Here is a 19,775-nt window from a genome sequence, read left to right on the forward strand (position 1 = left end):
TTCAAATAGTTCTGGTATGATGCGAGGCAAAACTGAGTGTTATCACTCGTCCATTAGTTGTCGCGGAGCAATGCGACCAAAACCAGATAGGAATGTCTCCATGAGTCTCGCTGATCAAGTTCTAGCCGTAAACGATGATCTACCAATTCGTACCGATAAGCCTGTTCACAGCGGCAAAGTACGCTCTGTTTATTGGTTGACCGAAGAAGATAGCCGACGCCTTATTAAAGAGAAAGGCTACGATGTAGCCGAAGACGCGCCGCTGGCCATCATGGTTATCAGTGACCGCATCTCTGCATTTGACTGCATCTGGCGCGGTGAAAGCGGCCTGCGTGGCGTGCCGGGCAAAGGGGCGGCATTGAACGCGATTTCCAATCACTGGTTTCAACTCTTCAAAGACAACGGTTTAGCTGACAGCCACATTCTGGACATTCCTCACCCGTTTGTATGGATTGTACAGAAGGCAAAACCTGTCATGATCGAAGCGATTTGCCGCCAGTTCATTACCGGCTCAATGTGGCGAGCTTATGAAAAAGGTGAACGTGAGTTCTGCGGTATTACTTTGCCAGAAGGTCTGGAAAAAGACTCGAAGTTGGATGAGATTCTGATCACCCCTTCAACGAAGGGTATTTTGCGTGGCATTCCTGGCGTCCCAGAAGCGGATGATGTCAACATCACGCGTCAAAACATTGCCGATAACTTTGCAGCGTTCAATTTTAGCAGCGTGGCTGACATTGAAGGTTATGAGAAACTACTGAAGCAAGGTTTTACTGTTATCAGTGATGCGCTGGAAAGCATTGACCAAACCTTCGTCGATACTAAGTTCGAATTTGGTTATGTCACCGACTCAAAAGGCAACGAAAAGCTGATTTACATGGACGAAGTGGGCACGCCTGACTCGTCACGTATCTGGGATACTAAGGCCTACCAGCAAGGTAAAATCGTTGAGAATTCTAAGGAAGGTTTCCGCCAGTTTCTGTTGAACTACTTCCCAGATCCTGACATTTTGCTGAATAAAGACCGTATGCCTGAAAGAGAAGCGCTTGCCTCAGATAACGAGTTGCCAGAAGAAGCCTTAATGGCTGTCTCCAATACCTATATCGGTATTGCAGAGAAAATAACGGGCCGTAAGATTACATTAAGCGATAACCCTAAGCAGGAGATCATTGATATTCTGCGCCAGGATTATGACCTAATTGGTGACTAGTCATCTATAAAACGGATAAATAGAAAAAGGGAGCGCAATGCTCCCTTTTTTAATCTGTCACTATCAGTTGAACTTAGCTATCAACACATCCTCATTAGGGACGGCAACTATTGTTACGTTTCCTTTATCCTGAATCTGTTCTATCTGTTCAAGCTCAAGCGAGTATGGCATCACTACTTTTAGCGAGGCAATATTTTCTGTCCTGGCAATCTTGATAAGAGCCACAAGATTAGACTCATCACTTCGACGAGACGACATGGCATTCAATGCTTTATCCCATAAACGATCTGCAGGCTCTGATACCTGTTTGGCACTCTCCTTCCACGCCTCACCAAATATCGGTGCAACAGATGAAAGTGCTTCTAGAAAGGTCCATTTCTTCTTACAGGACGCACCAAGAAAGCTCGTATAATCAAATTCTACTTGCGGTAATTTCTTGTCACTCATGACCACTCCCGATAACAGAATGCTATGCAACTACTATTATGCAAACTTCCTTATATAGCAATAGGATATATGAAAATCATCTTTTATACCCCAAAAGGACATGAAAAGGTGATATAAAAACCTAGTCAGCAACATCCTAAGAACAAATTGATATCAATAGCTTGCCCGACGTTTAACTCGCATTCACTCACTTTCCTTCGGTTTTATAAATAAGAGAGTCATAACTACTTCAAATCGATAACACGGCTGGCCTTTTTATAGCGCACGCGCCAACCTGACCATGCGGGTAACTCTTTGCGCTTTGGGTCTTCCTTACGAGAGCCTGAATGATGGTGCACCTGAACTAGTTTCCCTTTACCCAGATATTCTATCGTCAACTTCATGCCACTCAATTGCACTTCCAACGGATACTTGGCAGCAAAATCTGAATACTCCCAATCGGGGATGCCTTCAAAAATAAAGTCACCTTCATCAATCAGCTCAAGATCATCAAAACTCTCTACACCAAGTTCAATTAATTTCGTTGTAAACCAGTCAACGAGCGATACTGCTTCCCCGCAAGTGCCATTAGCAGATAAGCCGAGGTCTACATACAACTTCCAATGTTCCAACTGTTGTCGTATACGCGGCGCCAGTCCCTCAAAGAGTTGCTGTTCAACAATCGCCTTTGCCATCACTGGGACGGCGATATCCCCTTTAGGTTCTGTCAAGCGCTCAGTGATGACACGACCAGCATAATTTAGTGTTTGACGGGTTTGAATACCCTGCTCAGTGTCCACTGTATCTCCGCTAACCCAATGCCCGACTTCTGCCTCTATCACCAACGACAGGTCGACTGGCATCACAAGTGTAGCCAGCGTCATCGTCTGTTTGATACCACGCCCTGGCAAACTGTGTGTGGACAACACTAAGCCAGCCTCATATTTTGACTTAAGGCGGGTTTGCCTTCCTAAGATGACCTCCAAATGACCGTTACTCATCGCCTCTTTACGACGCTCTCTGCGAATAAACAGTAACGACGCATTGGCAATCACCATCTGTCTGAGCCACTCTCGTCGGTCATAACGAGACGCCACTTCCAGCGAAGGCAACTCAAACGCCGCTCTCATTTGATTAGATAGCCCCTTAGCTTCGCGCAGACAGTCGGGTTCTACTGTCACCCCAGAAAACTGCTTGCTTCGCACCAGACCCACCATGATTTCTGCATCACAGCCTATCGGCTCCTCGCGTTCAAGTTTTTCGAGTAACTCTTCATTGCTTGTGAGCTGGTACAGTTTTCCGGTAGCGCAAATAGCCGCAGTCAGGTCAATCATGACCTCTTTTAACGGTTTGGTTGGCATCTTGGAAACCAAGTCTGCATACACGGCGTCAATAGGCAAAGGAGCTAAGCGCTTACCATGTTCGGTAATACCACTGTCATCCAAGGCCCCCAACGCGCTCAATTGTTCACTTGCACTCCGCAGCGATTTCTCGGGAATCGAATCAATAAACGCCAGTTCGCCGATACTAAATCCGCACAGTGCAGACGCCAGCATTGGCTCGACGATAGATTCTCTTTGAAGCTCTGGAGGGGTAACAGACTCTAATGCCGCATGTTCTCCATACAAACGTATACAGGTCCCATTCATGACACGCCCTGCTCGACCTGCCCGCTGAGCGGCGCTGGCCTTTGATATGTGTGTCAACATCAATGTAGTTTGTCCGTTTCGTTGCACGTTACGGCGCTCCAAACCCGAGTCAATCACCAGTTCCACATTGGGAATGGTAAGTGATGTTTCCGCGACATTGGTCGCCAGCACGACTTTCCGGTGAGGCTGAATGGTCATTGCGATTTGCCTCTCTTGCTCTGTGACCGAAGCATGCAGCGGCGCTATCAATAGATCATACTCGCCTTGCAATCCTTTCAGTACACTCGATACTTGCTGTATTTCCTTTCGTCCCGGCAGAAATACCAGAATATCCCCCGACAAAGTCTCTAGCTGCGCCTCAACCTCCTCTTTTATTCGTTGTTCGAGGTGTCTCGAGTCAGGAAGTTGCCTGCTGTCTGTTCTCCTGTGCTCAATCTTAACGTCGAAGTTACGACCCGTTGCTACCAGGCGATTCGCATCAAAGTAACGAGCGAGTTTTTCTCCTTCAAGGGTTGCAGAAGTAATAACGGTTTTGTGCGTCTGAGTTTGCTTTAACATGGCGACGAGTAAATCAGTATCCCAACGCCGCTCATGAAATTCATCAACCATCACGATATCAAAAGTACGCAATCCATCTTCCGCAAACCAGTTCAGTGCGACGCCTGGCGTTACAAAAACGATTTGAGAGCTTTCCTGATAACGGTTTTCAAGCTTGATAGCATACCCCACCGTTTTTCCAATTGACTCACCCAGCGATTCCGCAACAAACCCTGCCAGCGAAGTACAGGCAATACGTCTTGGCTCCACAACCATTACGCGCCCTTGAGTCATCGCCCATATAGGGAGCTGCGTTGATTTTCCCGAGCCTGTCTCAGCTTCTACGATAAGGTGCTTGATTTTTAATTGATGTTGAAAATCTGTCTTGATGGATTCGATTGGTAAGGTGGTCATGTTGAACAGTGAATTATGCAAACTTGCTCTGAGTATACTAAGATTCGACGCGCTTTGCTCAGACTATCAATTCCCAATGACAACCATCAATTTCGAATACAACTAGTTAACATTTCATCATCGCGAAATGAGAACAATTGTGTTAAATTAGCAGCCCAAATTGTTCCCAATCCCCAATGACTGTTCCCTTACAGGTAACCTAATGAACAACAACAAACGACCGCTCTACATCCCCTATGCGGGTCCTGCATTACTTAGCACGCCCCTACTCAACAAAGGCAGTGCCTTTACTGCTGAAGAAAGAATGTCTTTTAACCTTGAAGGACTTCTTCCAGAAACAACCGAAACAATTCAAGAGCAAGTGGATCGTGCCTACAAGCAATACACAAGCTTTGAAAATGATATGGATAAGCACATTTACCTGCGTAACATCCAGGATACAAACGAAACTCTGTTTTACCGCCTTGTCCAGAATCACATCTCAGAAATGATGCCCATCATTTATACCCCGACTGTGGGCGCAGCTTGTGAGAACTTTTCAAATATTTATCGTCGTGGTCGTGGTCTGTTCATCTCTTACCCGAACCGGGATCGCATTGATGACTTGCTAAATAACGCACGTAACCACAACGTGAAAGTGATCGTTGTTACCGATGGTGAACGCATTCTAGGTTTAGGCGACCAAGGGATTGGTGGTATGGGTATTCCTATTGGTAAATTGGCGCTGTATACCGCCTGTGGAGGTATCAGTCCGGCATATACGCTACCAATTGTTCTCGACGTAGGTACAAACAATCCTCAGCGCCTGGCGGATCCAATGTATATGGGTTGGCGTCATCCACGCATCACCGGTGACGAATATCGCGCGTTCGTAGAAGACTTTATCCAAGCGGTACAACGTCGCTGGCCAGACGCTCTGGTGCAGTTTGAAGACTTTGCCCAGAAAAACGCGATGCCCCTGTTAGAGCGTTACAAAGATCGCATCTGCTGCTTCAATGATGACATTCAGGGCACAGCAGCCGTCACTGTCGGCTCATTACTGGCAGCGTGTAAAGCTGCAGGCAGTAAACTCTCTGAGCAGCGAGTCACGTTCCTGGGAGCGGGGTCTGCAGGTTGTGGTATCGCCGAGGCAATCATTGCTCAAATGGTGTCTGAAGGTATTAGTGACGAACAAGCACGTTCTCAGGTATTCATGGTTGATCGCTGGGGTCTGCTGCAAGAGGGCATGCCCAATCTGCTCGACTTTCAGCAAAGGCTGGTACAAAAACACGCGAATACTCAAGACTGGACTTCAGAACAGTCCGGATTTTCCCTGCACGATGTTATTCGCAATGGTAAACCAACGGTTCTTATCGGGGTTTCTGGTGCGCCGGGTTTGTTCAGTAAAGAGATCATTCAGGAAATGCATCAACATTGCGAACGTCCAATTGTGTTCCCTCTATCAAATCCAACCAGCCGTGTAGAAGCAACGCCTAACGACATCTTGCGCTGGACCAATGGTCAAGCTCTGGTGGCTACAGGCAGTCCGTTCGATCCTGTGGTCGTAGAGGGAAAAACCTATCCAATCGCTCAATGCAATAACAGTTATATATTTCCGGGCATCGGATTAGGCGTACTCGCTGCGCAAGCATCGCGCGTCACCGACGAAATGTTAATGGAGTCAAGCCGAGCACTGGCAGAATGTTCTCCACTAGCCCAGAAAGGAACCGGTCAGCTACTGCCACCTTTAGAAGAAATTCATCTGGTCTCTAAGCGTATAGCCTTTGCAGTAGCGAAGAAAGCGATTGAGCAAGGCGTAGCTAAAGAATGTTCAGACGATACTCTGCGCAAAGCCATCGAAGATAACTTCTGGCAACCTGTGTATCGCAAATATAAACGCTCAGCGTTTTAATCTGAATCGAAGTCACATAAAGGCTCTTGTTTACAAGGGCCTTTTTTTTGTTTAATGAACGACCCTCATTCGCTATAACCACGCAAGGACACACCATATGCTGGACATTTTCGCGCCAGGTGGCCGATTGATTTCACCTTATCTTTTTGAAGTTGCAACGGCACTAATTGCCTGCTCGCTTGTCGTATTAGGCGCAGACATAAATCGTTTGTTGCGAAATGCACTCAGAGACACAAATTTCGTGATTCGTACAGTCTGCTTTATACTACTCAATGCATTTGGGTATGGATTAATCATTATTAAAGCAACACCTTACCTGAAAGATTTGTTAAACAGTACCGAACCAGGCTTGATGTTCGCCATCGTGGTTCTAAGCTTTGTGAGTATAGGCATTTGGGCTCAGAGGAATCGTCAGATTTAGTGACCTTCAGATTTAACAGAGAAACACTGCTGTCAAAGTCCCTACTCTCTTTTGCAAAGAGAGCAGTTCGTATCGTCTTTTATACAGCGATGGCACTTACTGCCATTGTCTTTTCTATCGACCAGTGGGTTACTTGGCAAGCAAAGGATCGTATTGTCACTTCCATCAAGGAAGTCGATAACGTTCAGGTCGCTGTCGTTCTCGGTACCAGTAAGTATCTTGGACGAACACTCAACGAATATTACTCTCACCGTATTGAAGCGGCCATCGACCTCTACAACGAAGGTAAAGTATCTTACTTCTTGCTCAGCGGTGATAATGCCCATAGATCGTACAACGAACCATGGACCATGAAACGGGATCTACTGCGAGCAGAAGTTCCCGAACCGGCCATACATCTAGACTATGCAGGCTTTAGAACCTTAGATTCAATTGTTAGAGCGAAAAAGATATTCGACACCGATGATTTTCTGATCATTACTCAGAAATTTCACTGTGAAAGAGCACTGTTTATCGCCCATTCCTATGATATCAACGCGACTTGTCTCGCGGTTTCCGGGCCAGTATCTAAGTCTGGATTTTCGATACGACTAAGAGAAGTTTTTGCTCGTTCTAAAGCGTTCTTAGATCTTTATATTATGAATACTCAACCGAAATTTTTAGGCCCTAAAGAGCCCATTATCGAACCGGTTGTTGAGCCTTCGTCCACACCATTCGATTTCGACAACCCATAGAATACCCAAGTAATTTCGAGAAGCTTGGGCCAGTGAGCATGATTGATTTACAGGCGCGTTGGCGATTTAAAGAGACCAAGGTAAAGATAATAGGCTTGGATAATTGTCCCCATTAATCGCTATCGTATTATTAGTCCACATATTCTGTAAGGTTAACATTAAAACTGACACCATAAAGATCGCAACACGAACCGAAGCGTCATGATTATTATGATATACAAGTTGTGACCACAATCTCAGTTTGATACTTGTGTCAATAGCATGCGGCATTGTTAAGAAATAAAGTGCACATTAACACTACCATCACTCTATAATAACAAAGCACTTTTAGTTTTGGTTATAGCAATGAGATTTTACACAACAGCCATATTTTCTTTGATGGCGTTTTTCTGGCCACACGAATCAAGTTCAAAAGAACAATTAAACATCTTGTCTTGGAGTGGGTATACAGATCGGGATGTGGTAAAGATATTCGAACAAAAACACCTTATCGATGTCAACATTACATACGTGAACAATGATCAACAACTCAGGCAATATATTGAGAGCTCTGATTCTGAGTTTGATTTAGTCGCTTTAAATACGTCAGAACTTCAAAGATACATCTCTCTAAAAGCCATCAGACCGCTAGACATCAAAAAGATAACCAATATTAAATGGTTGGCCAATAGGTTTACCCCTATAGAAGACTATCCTGAAATCGCCGTAAACAAATTAACCTATGGGATCCCTTTCACCTACTCCTCAATGGGCATCATCTATCACAAAGAAAGGGTCAATAGCCCGCCCACTTCATGGGCTGAATTCTGGAGCTCAGAAAATAAACACAAAATTCTCGGTTACGACGGAGGTACGCATAATGTCAGCCTTGCAGCATTGTATCTTCAGATGCCAAACCCGTTTTCAATTCCTTCTGACAAAGAGCAGGTCGTAGCAAACCAACTTATTAAATTTAGAGAAAATGCCTTTACCTTTTACAGCTCGATAGAAGAAGCAACTAGGCTATTTAACGACTATGAGTTGTCAATGATGTTTGCTAACTTCGGCTATCAGCAACTTAACTCTTTGCAGAATACTGGGGCCGATGTCGAATATGTTATACCTGAAGAAGGTGCACTCGCATGGTTAGACTGTTGGGCTATTCCTGTTTCATCGCAACAGTCTGAGCTTGCATACAAATGGCTCAATTTCTCTCTCGAGCCATGGGTTCAGAAGTTGATGGTCGACCGGCATGGTTTACAAAGTCCACTACTACAGTTTTCACCTAAGACAGTGCATCAAGGTCTGATCTGGCTGGCTCCAGTAGAAAATCCTGAAAAACGCGAGGCGATGTGGAACGCGATATACAGTGGTAGATCACTTCCCGGTGTTATCAAGCATCTGGAGTCATTCTGACAATGACACTGTCTCGAAAAATTTCCCTGATCTTTACGCTGTCAATATTGGCGACATTTACTTGCATCGCTTGGTATACCTATGACAGGTCAATAGCTTTGCTAGTGCAAGACAGTGAATTAAAAGCCAAGCAAACGTCAGAAATTGCTGCGAATGCATTGCAACAAAGACTATTTGATATTGAAAGAACTAATGACATGCTTGCAAAGGTCATAACAGAGAAAATTGCAGCGGGGACCGAGTTATATCAAATCACCAGTGTCATCAGTTCCGTGATTGAAAATAACCCGAGCTATCAAAGTATTTCAGTTGTGGACAACACCAGGGCACAAACTGAGCTGTTTAAAGTTGAGCGCCACAATCAAACGCAGAGATTACGGACAACAATTAATTCTAATACGAGCCTTGGTCACGTTCAGATATTCGCGATCGCTAACAAAGGTAGCGACGATAAAATATTCGTATCGCCGGTAACAAGTCATTATGACCGGCTAAGCCACCCCACATTGTCGCCCTATGTTTTCATTATTTATCCGATTAGCATCTCATCAAAAAATGACTGCTCTCTTGTCGTTACGATCGATATAAAAAAACTTATGCTGGATGCTACATCAATCATGGATGAACCATCTATGTATATCATCGCCAATACTCAAGGTGACTATTTATTACACCCAAACGAAGATAAGCAGTTTGGTTTCACTCGGGGAAAAGTCGAAAGAGTACAGATAGACCACCCACAAGCCGCACGTACGGTAAGCGAAAAAATTCCTTCATTTTTCAAAACCACATCCGATACCAGTTCCGAATCAAACGTTTATGCTTATTTTCTTTCTGCCGAATTTGCGCTCCATAATACCGTGAAGCATTATATTTTTGGCCAGTATCGCAATGAATCAATCGCTCATCTATGGATGTCCAACGCTCTCGAAGGTTACGCGATTACAGTACTTATGTTGGTGACCACTGCTCTGGTTCTCTCCTACTCATTATTCAAGCTTATTACGCAACCTTTGTCGCAAATAGCACAGTTTGCTAATCGCATAACATTAGGCGAAAAAACAGCGTGTTATAAGTATGAACATCGAGACGAGATCGGTGATTTAGCCAATGCATTGAACTACCTGCAGCAAAAGCTCAACTTAAAATATACCCAACTAAAGCAGTCAGAAGAGAAATTTCAGCACTTAGCCCGCACCGACCACCTGACAGGGTTGAGCAATCGGCATAGCTTTACTGAAACACTTCAGCAAGAAATTGAACAGCATCAAATACATCAAATGCATATGGCTTTGATGTTCATCGATGTGAATAACTTTAAGCAGGTTAACGACCATTTAGGTCATCACAATGGCGATTTATTGCTTAAAAGCATCGCCAACACTCTGGCTGGCAGTTTGAGAAGCAGTGACGTCGTCTGCCGTTACGGTGGAGATGAATTTGTCGTGTTAATTACCAATCTGGCGAGCCTGGATACCGTGCATTCCATATGTGACAAATTGCATAATTCCGTTGCCCAACTGAACGATGATTTGGATTTACCAAACTTTATGGCTTCACTGAGCATTGGTGTCGCAATTTACCCATCCACCGCAGTCAACGCTGAAAAACTGATGCGACAGGCCGACAAAGCCATGTATTCAGCAAAGAAAAAAGGTGGGCCTCAAACGTGTTGGAGTCCGTCTGACCATTAGAATTTAGCACACCTCTCTCCCGTATTTGTTACACTAAGCAAAACAACGAAAAATGAGAAATGTCATGTCACTATTAGCCTCAGGTACGCTTTCAAAAATGCGCGCCTCCCTCGACTCAACCGTTCAATATCGTCTTCCTGTTGGCGACCAAGAAGTCGAGCTTTCTTCCTATCTAGGAAAAACACTCACCCTTACTCATACCGGTAACATCTACTGTTGCTCGTGCGGAAAAAAAACCAAAAAAAGCTACTCTCAAGGACATTGCTTTGTCTGTATGAAAAAACTCGCCAGTTGCGACATGTGTATTATGAAACCTGAGACTTGTCACTACGATCAGGGGACATGTCGTGAGCCAGAATGGGGAGAGGCAAACTGTATGGTAGACCACTTCGTATATCTTTCTAACACGTCCAGCTTGAAGGTAGGCATTACCCGTCACACTCAAATCCCCACGCGTTGGATAGATCAAGGAGCCACTCAAGGCTTACCTATCCTCAAAGTGAAAACACGACAGATCTCTGGACTCATCGAAGTAGAACTTGCTAAGCATATCGCAGACAAAACCAACTGGCGCACCTTACTTAAACAAGACGGTGAGCCAATGGATTTGGCGGAAAGTGCAAAAGAGTTATTGCCGTTGGTTGCCGATAAAATCGAAGAAATCAAAGCGCAGTATGGTGAGGACGCCATCGAACTACTTTGTGAAGCAATTACCCCTCTGAGCTATCCGGTACAAGTCTACCCAACCAAAATCAAGTCCCATAACTTCGATAAAGAGCCTGTAGTGAGTGGCATTTTGCAGGGTATTAAAGGCCAGTATTTAATCTTCGACTCTGGCGTGATTAACATACGCAAGTTCACCTCTTACGAAGTCGAAGTGTCCGCTTAACGCGATGACCAACACCATTCAGCCCGCATACTGCGGGCTGAATATACTCAAGTATAATTAGGCTCTAGATTTTTCCTAGGGCGTCAAAAAACGCATCAACCTCTTCCAATGTATTGTAATGCATAAAGCCAACCCGCAATACGCCACCGGAATCTTTCAGTCCGAGCTGTTCTATTAGACCAATGGCATAAAAGTGCCCATTCCAAACACAAATATTCTGCTCACCCAGCGCTTTCGCCATTAATTCAGGCGTGTATTTACTCGACGTTATAGCAAAGGTAGGTGTGCGTTTCTTATGACAGCTTTGTCCAACCCCGTAAAGCGTTAGATCTTCATAGCAGGACAGTCTCTCTAAGAAATAGCGACTAATTTGCTCCTCATGCTGGCCAAATTGCGCCATTGCTGACGTCAGTTTTTTACGGAGGCTGTCACCCGTTCCCCAAGAAGCAATATAATCAACCGAAGCAATAAAGCCGGCAAGCGCCTCAAAGCTCTGAGTCCCGGTTTCAAAACGACCCGGCCCCGTGTCGGTCGCTGGCTCTACTTTGTAGGGTCTTAACGTTTGCAGCCATTCAGGAGCAATATAGGCAATGCCTAAATGAGGGCCAAAAAACTTGTAAGCCGAACACACCAAAAAGTCGCAACCAAGATCCTGAACATCAATACTGGCATGCGGGGCAAAATGCACGGCATCAACGTAGACCTGTGCACCGTACTTTTTTGCTAATGCAACAATTCGCTTAATATCCGTGATGGTTCCGGTAGTGTTAGAGGCATACGTAACCGCAACAAGGCGAGTCTTGCTCGATAAAAGGCTTTCGAAGTGGTCATAGTCCAGCGAACAATCATGTTCTGACACTCGCGCCTGCTTGACCACCGCACCTCGGTCTTCCGCCGCCAACTGCCAACTTGATACATTAGAGTAATGATCCAGTGCGGTCACTACAACCTCATCTCCGTGCTCCCAATCTCTCGAAATGGTGCGGCTTAACTGGAAGGTCAATGAGGTCATGTTAGCGCCAAAAACAATATTATTGGCATGTTCTGCATTAACAAACTGTTGTCCGTAAAAACGAGCTTCGTTCATCAGGTCGACGGTGATTTTACTGGAAAAATAGTGTCCGCCAAGATTGGCGTTATAGTGGCCGAGGTAGTCATTCATCTTTGACAGCACAGATGAAGGCACCTGCGACCCACCCGGACCGTCCAGAAAAACCACGGGTCTATTATTATGCTGCTGATTCAGTGCGCTAAAGCACTTTCTCGCCAGATTAGGAGTGAAGTGCATTGACAGAATCCTTTGCGGTTAAAACAAACACATCCATATGCCCCGCATGGCGGGCATCAATACAACGAATGGGTTGTGCGTTGTGCCACAACTTGGAATCATCCAGAATTGCAACTTCACCATTTTCCAACACTTTTCTGAAAAAAGGCGCTTCCCCATTGTCACTGTAAAGCATGATTTCACCACCAACGATATTTTCACGTCCTACCCCTACTAAGGCTATGTGGTCAAATCCATCCTGATGCACCCCCTCCGGCGCGACCTCAGTCTCATCATACACCGCTGCGATTCGTATCTGGTGGATTTCAATTTCCTGGCCATTTGGTAGGTGATTGGTTTGTGCAAACAGGGCAACTAACTCTTTCATCGCCTTACTTTGAAGTGTCGAAGGCAAAACTGGCTCAAACTGACGTACAACATCACCCTGAAAATGATTAAAGTGTTCTGATTGTACAAAGCTGCTGTCCCCTTTATCGACGATCGCGCCGTCGATAAAGTTAATGACGGAATAACGACGTAATCGATACTGGCCATCAGCGTGTTTGGTGTTAGGTAACGTTGCAAATGTAGGGGCAAGCTGTTGAATCGCCTCCAAGCTCAGACTAGTCAGATGTAGGGTACTATCGGCAGTGCTTAGCATCATTAACTCCTTTTAATATTACGCCCTGATATCGTTTTGTTTACAATTAATTTACATCCATTAAATATCACTAGTTCTGATTTTTCAATCTTTTTCAGTTTTAAAATCCATTAAACTTACTATAACAATATATAATACTTGTTAAACATAAAAATCCAGTATATAAACCAGCACCCACACTTGTGACTATCAAAAAACCAGCATTGTTCTCTGCTTGTTCTAAACAATGCTTTTAAAACAGCACATTACCTCTATCCACACCATCATAGCCGCAGGCTGCCGGTTTAAATTCAAACGGAAATTATCGCCACATTATGAAGAAAACACAGTATGTTTCTCTATAGAACGCAACCAAACAACAAAGTGGTCAGTTTAAAGACCAGCAGCACAGCTGATTGCGCAAAATGACACCACTCTTCACAAATACGGTATTGATTCTTTGCCCAAAACCCCAATATATTAGATAGCTAACGTGCACTCTTGCGGGTGCCTATAAGAATTGAAAAAGTGAGAGATGCTATGGCTGACACAAAACACTGTAAGTTGCTGATATTAGGCTCTGGGCCAGCGGGCTATACTGCCGCTGTTTATGCAGCAAGGGCCAACCTGGATCCTGTGCTGGTTACTGGTATGCAGCAAGGTGGACAGCTAACAACAACCACAGAAGTAGAAAACTGGCCCGGAGATGCGGAAGGACTTACTGGTCCGCTTCTAATGGACAGAATGAAAGAGCACGCAGAAAAATTCGAAACCGAAATCATCTTTGACCATGTGAACAGTGTCGATTTTAACTCGCGTCCGTTTAAGCTGTTTGGTGACAGCCAGACTTACACAGCAGACTCGGTCATCATTTCGACTGGGGCATCGGCTAAATATCTTGGTCTCGACTCCGAGGAGGCGTTCAAGGGTCGTGGTGTTTCTGCTTGTGCAACTTGCGATGGTTTCTTTTACCGCAATCAGAAAGTAGCAGTCGTAGGCGGTGGAAACACGGCGGTAGAAGAAGCGTTGTACCTCTCGAATATTGCATCAGAAGTTCATCTGGTTCATCGCCGAGACAGCTTCCGAGCAGAGAAAATCCTGATTAAACGTCTGATGGATAAGGTAGAGTCTGGCAACATCATCCTCCATACAGACCGCACGCTAGATGAAGTAGTCGGTGATGACATGGGGGTCACCGGAATTCGCATCAAAGACACACAATCTGATAAGGTTGAACAGCTTGACGTAATGGGTGCCTTTATCGCTATCGGCCACAAGCCCAATACCGACCTCTTTGAAGGTCAACTTGAAATGAACAACGGATATATAGTGGTTCAGTCAGGCCTGAATGGCAACGCCACTCAAACCAGCATCCCGGGTATCTATGCTGCTGGTGATGTGATGGATCACAACTACCGCCAAGCCATCACATCTGCCGGTACTGGCTGTATGGCAGCACTGGATGCAGAACGTTTTCTGGACTCCCAGTAATCAGGTTAAGCGCACAGAATCTGTAGCCAGCAATCTTTATTTGCGAAAACTAGAAACCCATAGGTATGCCCTCTGGGTTTCTTTTTGTATAATCGCTGCTTCTTCTAATAATAATACTCATTAAGCCTTCTACATGGATAAGAAAAAACAACGGAGCTTGAACAATTGGCTCAGAACGCAGAGTAAGCTCGCCAAACGCTGGCTTATGATTGCGATTGGGTTAGGCGTATTGTCAAGTCTGTTCTTGCTCGCGCAAGCTGCGCTTATCGCCACGATCCTTCACCAGCTCATTATTGAGCACACGGACAAACAAGAACTGATTCCATACTTTGCAGGATTGCTCATCGCAGTCGCCGGACGTGCCGGATGCGCCTGGGGCAGAGAAATTGCCGGTTTTAAATGTGGTGAGCAGATCCGTTGTTATATACGGCAGCTAGTTCTCGATAAGATGCGCGAGTTGGGCCCGACCTATATCAAAGGTAAACCAGCTGGCACGTGGGCTACGTTAGTGTTGGAGCAAGTCGAAGAGATGCAAGACTTCTTCGCAAAATATCTGCCTCAGATGTCTCTTGCTGTCGTCGTCCCCGTCATCATCCTTATCGTTGTGTTCCCTATTAACTGGGCAGCCGGTCTAATCTTTTTGGTTACCGCTCCACTGGTGCCACTGTTTATGGCTCTGGTTGGCATGAAAGCAGCGGAGGCAAACCGTAAAAACTTTAAGGCACTACAGCGCCTGTCAGGGCATTTCTACGACCGTCTTCAGTCAATGACCACTATTCGACTTTTCAATCGAACTGAGTCAGAGACTGAAGTGCTTCACGGAGCATCTGAAGTTTTTCGCAAACGAACAATGGATGTGCTGAGGCTGGCATTTTTATCCTCAGCGGTCCTTGAATTCTTCACATCTATCTCTATCGCTATCACGGCGGTGTATTTTGGTTTTAGCTATATTGGAGAACTCAACTTTGGCCACTACGGTCTGGGTGTGACGCTCTTTGCAGGTCTGTTTATCTTGATCCTTGCCCCGGAGTTTTATCAACCACTTCGAGACCTGGGCACCTTTTATCACGCCAAAGCGCAAGCCGTTGGAGCTGCTGAGAGCATCGTCGAGTTCTTGGATACAGAAGTAGCCGCTCTCCCACAGGGTAACGAGCAGCTTAGCGACGTTGAATGCCTCACCCTTAAAGCGACTGACCTCGAGGTACACAGTCCAGAGGGCACGAGATTGGTTGGCCCGATTAGCTTCGAGATTCAGGCCAATAGGGTTGCAGCATTAGTCGGCCCAAGCGGTGCCGGAAAAACGAGTTTAATCAACGCGATTCTGGGCTTTATGCCCTATGAAGGCTCATTGACTGTCAATGGTGTCGAGTTAAAGCAACTTGACCAAAAGCATTGGCGCAATCTAATAAGCTGGGTAGGCCAAAACCCTTTACTGCTCCACGGTTCGATTTTGGACAACATTACCTTAGGAAAAGAGAGTGTAGCACCAGAGCGGATAAACAATGCCCTAATCGCCTCTTTTGCTGCGGAGTTTGTAGAAAGACACGGCCTAGACTATCTGATCACCGACCGTTCTGGCGGACTGTCGGTTGGTCAGGCACAGCGTATAGCGTTAGCCCGAGCGATGATCCAAAATGGCCAATTCTGGTTGCTGGATGAGCCAACTGCCAGCCTCGATGCCAAGAGTGAGCGACTCGTAACACAGGGCATTCACGCCAGTATCTCAGGTAAAACGGCTCTTATGGTGACTCACCAACTTTCTCAACTTAAAGGGGTGGATACCATCTTAGTGCTGAATCAAGGCAAACTAGAGCAACAAGGCAGTTATGAGCAATTGTCAGACTGTGAGGGACTATTTAGCACCATGCTTTCTGCTCATCAATCTACAATAGCTAAAGATAAGGGGAACTTAGATGCGTGATTTACTCCCTTACCTAAAGCTGTATAAGAAGCACTGGTTTGGCCTTTCTTTAGGGATGTTACTTTCATTTGCAACCCTGTTTGCTTCTATTGGACTGCTTACGCTTTCCGGTTGGTTCATTTCTGCTTCAGCCGTCGCTGGATTGACCATCGCCAGAGAAACTTTCAACTATATGCTCCCCGGTGCCGGTGTGCGTGGAGCCGCAATGGCTCGTACCGCGGGTCGTTGGGGCGAACGTGTCGTTAGCCACAATGCCACATTCAAATTACTGACTGACCTACGCATCTTCTTCTTTACCAAGCTTGCGCCACTCATTCCCGGTAAAGCGGTGAACATCCGTGATGCAGACATGCTCAATCGCTTGGTCGCCGACGTGGACGCTATGGACCATGTCTATCTGCGCCTTATCAGTCCAATTGTCGTGGGCGTCTTTGGTATCTTGTGCTTAACGGCAGTGCTTTGTTGGTTTGATTTAACACTAGGCCTCACCTTGGGCGCCATTCTGATGCTGATGTTGATCGTTTGGCCTTTGGTCTTTTATCGTCTTGGAAAAGAGAATGGCGAATCACTAACGCTCAATAAAGCCGAACTAAGAATCAAAACGCTCGACTGGTTGCAAGGTTATAGTGAACTGACCCTGTTCGGTGCTGAATCTCGTTACCGCAAGGCGATCACAAACGCACAAACCAAATTGCTCTCTAATCAGCTAGTTCATGCCAGAATCTCCGGCATGGCTCAGGGGTTGCTTATTCTCGCTAATGGCTGGCTTCTGGTTCTAATGCTTTGGCTGGCAGCCGACGGTGTCGGTGGTAACCAACCAGACCCACTTATCGCTCTAATGGCATTTGCAACTATGGCGAGTTTTGAGTTGCTGATGCCGATTGCCGGAGCGTTCCAGTATCTGGGACAAACTCTCACTTCAGCGAAACGACTTAATGAAGTCATACTGGCAGAGCCTGAAGTCACCTTCTCCGCTCAATCGGCAACTCACAGTAATGACTATTCGATTAAGTTCAACAAGGTATCATTTGCCTATCCGGACGCAGAACAACTCGCACTTCGAGACGTTTCTCTTGAGGTGCCCGCAGGAAACCGACTGGCGATTGTTGGCCAAACTGGTTCTGGGAAATCGACGTTGTTGCAGTTAATTTCACGCTATTGGGATACCAACTCCGGCCACATTGAGTTAGCGGGAACGGACATCAAAAACTGGAGTGAGCCACAATTGCGTGAATCCACCAGCATCGTCAGCCAAAAAGTGGACATTTTAAATGGCACCCTGCGTGATAACCTATCCATGGCTAGCCCTAATGCCAGTGAAGAAGCGCTGCTCAACGCGCTGAAAAGTGTTAGCTTGTCTCATCTGGCTGAAGACAATGGTCTGGATGCCTGGTTAGGCGATGGCGGGCGACAATTGTCCGGCGGTGAAAAACGCCGAATTGGAATTGCCAGAGCGCTACTTCACAATGCGCCAATCGTACTGCTTGACGAACCTACGGAAGGGCTGGACAAAAACACCGAGCAGCAAGTTATGTCTCTGTTTGAACAGCATTTCGCTGACAAGACGGTCATATTTATCACCCACAGACTGGTTCACCTTGAACGATTTGACGCTATCTGTTTACTCGAAGACGGTGAGATTTTGGAGTTTGGACATCACTCGAACCTCATCGAGGCCAGAGGACGTTACTTCGAGCTTCATCAAACGCTCTAATGAAGAAATACAAGGCCCGCCAACAATGATCTTGTGGCGGGTCTGTCTCATGAGTCATGACCATCTGACTCGTCCAACCTCACTTTTCTTGCTTTCACCCGGGTGATACGATTGTTTCTGACGTCAAGAACCTCGAATTCCCAATCCTGATAATGAATTTTTTCCCCCGACTTTGGTACCCGACCAAATAGCCAGGTGAGAAATCCATTGAGAGTCTGAAACCCCTCTTCCTTTTCCCCTTCGATCTCCTCAAGTGCTAATCTGTTTTTAAGCACAGCCATAGGTATAAGCGCATCTAATTGCCAACTATTGTCACTAAAGTGTTTAGCCCAAGATTGTTCAGGGGCGACGCCAAGTTCTCCTGCGATCGCTTCCAGCAAATCGTAGTGAGTAACAACACCCTGAATGTCACCGTATTCATCAACCAGAAACGTCATTTCTGAACTGGTCTGCTGCATATAAGTCAGTAATGAAAGTCCTCTTATGGCTTCTGGTGCAAATCTCGGTTTGCGTAATAACTTCACTAGTTTGGTTATAGACAGGCCAGCGTACTCATCCAACAACGCTTTCGAGGAAATCGTACCTAGCAAATCATCCAGATTGCCCCGACAAACTGGCCAGACGGAGTGCTTGGTCTGACGTAAACTTTTAAGTGTCACTTCTATGGGCTGCTCAACATCGAGAAACTGGATTTCGCTACGCGGCGTCATTAGTGAAGTAGCAATTCTGTCGTTAAGTTGGAGCAAGTTCCCAATCATTTCTTGCTCTTGGTGCTCAATCGCCCCAACTTCGGAGCCCTCTTTTACAAGCGCAACAATATCTTCTTCTGTGACATTGTCACTTGTATTTTCTTGCTGACGCGAAAGTATAAGCAAGGCGTTGGTAGAAACGGAAAGCAGTGCGACAAAAGGTTTCGCAAGTAGTGCTAGGGCGTGAATCGGGTATGCCACCAATACCGCGATGTGTTCAGCGTTATTTTGAGCAATTCGTTTTGGCACCAGTTCACCGACAACAATGGCACAATAGGTTATGATGACAACCACACTGCCCGTTGCCAGTACTCCCGCGAGCTCTTGCTCAATACCTTCTGAGACAAGCCAATTCTTAAGGGGCAACGACAACACTGCTTCGCCAAACACACCACTCAATATGCTGATTGCAGTGATGCCGATCTGAATGGTAGAGAGAAAAAGAGTGGGGTTATCTTTTAGCTGCAACGCCAACCGAGCAGCACTATTTCGCTCAGCCAGTTTCTTTAGTCGACTCCCTTTTGCCGCAACGAGTGCAATTTCAGACATTGCAAACGCACCATTCGACAAAATCAGCCCCATTAACAGAATGATGTCCATAAACTCGCCTCACGCCTGACACATATACTCAAGTGACCTCAAGATGCAGGACTCAGAGCTTCATCAAGGTGTTCAGTTCAAGGAAAATAGTTGAAGGAATGGCTATTCCCTTTCGAAGCTATTTGACGCAGAAATG

At 45.8% G+C, this 19,775-nt stretch carries 15 protein-coding genes; 10 read left to right on the forward strand and 5 right to left on the reverse strand.

Annotation, left to right across the window (positions count from 1 at the left end; all coding sequences use genetic code 11):
* Positions 1 to 100 precede the first annotated feature (100 nt).
* Positions 101 to 1,207, forward strand: a complete 1,107-nt coding sequence (locus C4S60_RS11305) for a phosphoribosylaminoimidazolesuccinocarboxamide synthase (RefSeq protein WP_103880452.1) — start codon at positions 101 to 103, stop codon at positions 1,205 to 1,207.
* Positions 1,208 to 1,270: 63 nt separating this feature from the next.
* Here the strand turns inward: C4S60_RS11305 and C4S60_RS11310 are convergent, their stop codons facing one another.
* Together C4S60_RS11310 and C4S60_RS11315 are read right to left on the reverse strand one after the other, a co-directional pair.
* On the reverse strand, positions 1,271 to 1,654 hold the full coding sequence (locus C4S60_RS11310) for a transporter (protein ID WP_103880453.1): 384 nt from the start codon (positions 1,652 to 1,654) through the stop codon (positions 1,271 to 1,273).
* Positions 1,655 to 1,878: 224 nt separating this feature from the next.
* The gene (locus C4S60_RS11315; protein WP_103880454.1) at positions 1,879 to 4,233 is read right to left on the reverse strand and encodes a helicase-related protein; all 2,355 of its coding nucleotides are present in this window, start codon (positions 4,231 to 4,233) and stop codon (positions 1,879 to 1,881) included.
* Positions 4,234 to 4,435: 202 nt separating this feature from the next.
* Between C4S60_RS11315 and C4S60_RS11320 the strand changes: the two genes are divergently transcribed.
* From C4S60_RS11320 to C4S60_RS11345, 6 genes are all read left to right on the forward strand, one after another.
* The gene (locus tag C4S60_RS11320) at positions 4,436 to 6,124 is read left to right on the forward strand and encodes an NAD-dependent malic enzyme (RefSeq protein ID WP_103880455.1); all 1,689 of its coding nucleotides are present in this window, start codon (positions 4,436 to 4,438) and stop codon (positions 6,122 to 6,124) included.
* Positions 6,125 to 6,221: 97 nt separating this feature from the next.
* Positions 6,222 to 6,545 carry a DUF3392 domain-containing protein gene (locus C4S60_RS11325; protein WP_103880456.1) on the forward strand — a complete coding sequence of 108 codons (324 nt, stop codon included), beginning with the start codon at positions 6,222 to 6,224 and terminating at the stop codon, positions 6,543 to 6,545.
* Positions 6,546 to 6,571: 26 nt separating this feature from the next.
* Positions 6,572 to 7,279, forward strand: a complete 708-nt coding sequence (locus C4S60_RS11330; protein WP_425275124.1) for a SanA/YdcF family protein — start codon at positions 6,572 to 6,574, stop codon at positions 7,277 to 7,279.
* Between the two features lie 459 nt (positions 7,280 to 7,738).
* Entirely contained in the window at positions 7,739 to 8,674 is a 936-nt protein-coding gene (locus tag C4S60_RS11335) for an extracellular solute-binding protein (protein WP_160111357.1), read from the forward strand.
* Between the two features lie 2 nt (positions 8,675 to 8,676).
* A complete protein-coding gene (locus C4S60_RS11340; RefSeq protein WP_103880458.1) occupies positions 8,677 to 10,368 on the forward strand; it encodes a GGDEF domain-containing protein in 1,692 nt (563 codons plus the stop codon).
* Positions 10,369 to 10,432: 64 nt separating this feature from the next.
* Entirely contained in the window at positions 10,433 to 11,257 is an 825-nt protein-coding gene (locus C4S60_RS11345) for a DUF2797 domain-containing protein (RefSeq protein WP_103880459.1), read from the forward strand.
* Positions 11,258 to 11,321: 64 nt separating this feature from the next.
* Here the strand turns inward: C4S60_RS11345 and C4S60_RS11350 are convergent, their stop codons facing one another.
* Together C4S60_RS11350 and C4S60_RS11355 are read right to left on the reverse strand one after the other, a co-directional pair.
* Positions 11,322 to 12,545, reverse strand: coding sequence for a cysteine desulfurase-like protein (locus tag C4S60_RS11350; RefSeq protein WP_103880460.1), 1,224 nt, complete (start codon positions 12,543 to 12,545; stop codon positions 11,322 to 11,324).
* Entirely contained in the window at positions 12,529 to 13,188 is a 660-nt protein-coding gene (locus C4S60_RS11355; protein ID WP_103880461.1) for a 2OG-Fe dioxygenase family protein, read from the reverse strand. The genes C4S60_RS11350 and C4S60_RS11355 overlap by 17 nt, the downstream gene beginning before the upstream one ends.
* 516 nt (positions 13,189 to 13,704) lie before the next feature.
* Between C4S60_RS11355 and trxB the strand changes: the two genes are divergently transcribed.
* The 3 genes from trxB (at position 13,705) to cydC (ending at position 18,290) form a co-directional block, all read left to right on the forward strand.
* Entirely contained in the window at positions 13,705 to 14,655 is a 951-nt protein-coding gene (gene trxB, locus C4S60_RS11360; protein WP_103880462.1) for a thioredoxin-disulfide reductase, read from the forward strand.
* A 133-nt stretch (positions 14,656 to 14,788) separates the two neighbouring features.
* Positions 14,789 to 16,576, forward strand: coding sequence for a heme ABC transporter permease/ATP-binding protein CydD (cydD, locus tag C4S60_RS11365; RefSeq protein WP_103880463.1), 1,788 nt, complete (start codon positions 14,789 to 14,791; stop codon positions 16,574 to 16,576).
* Positions 16,569 to 18,290, forward strand: coding sequence for a heme ABC transporter ATP-binding protein/permease CydC (cydC, locus tag C4S60_RS11370; protein ID WP_103880464.1), 1,722 nt, complete (start codon positions 16,569 to 16,571; stop codon positions 18,288 to 18,290). The genes cydD and cydC overlap by 8 nt, the downstream gene beginning before the upstream one ends.
* A 47-nt stretch (positions 18,291 to 18,337) precedes the next feature.
* Here cydC and C4S60_RS11375 read toward each other — a convergent pair whose 3' ends face one another.
* On the reverse strand, positions 18,338 to 19,639 hold the full coding sequence (locus tag C4S60_RS11375; RefSeq protein ID WP_103880465.1) for a hemolysin family protein: 1,302 nt from the start codon (positions 19,637 to 19,639) through the stop codon (positions 18,338 to 18,340).
* Between the last annotated feature and the right edge of the window lie 136 nt (positions 19,640 to 19,775).

The sequence above is a fragment of the Vibrio hangzhouensis genome, from assembly GCF_900107935.1.
In the GTDB taxonomy this organism is placed as follows: Bacteria; Pseudomonadota; Gammaproteobacteria; order Enterobacterales; family Vibrionaceae; genus Vibrio; species Vibrio hangzhouensis.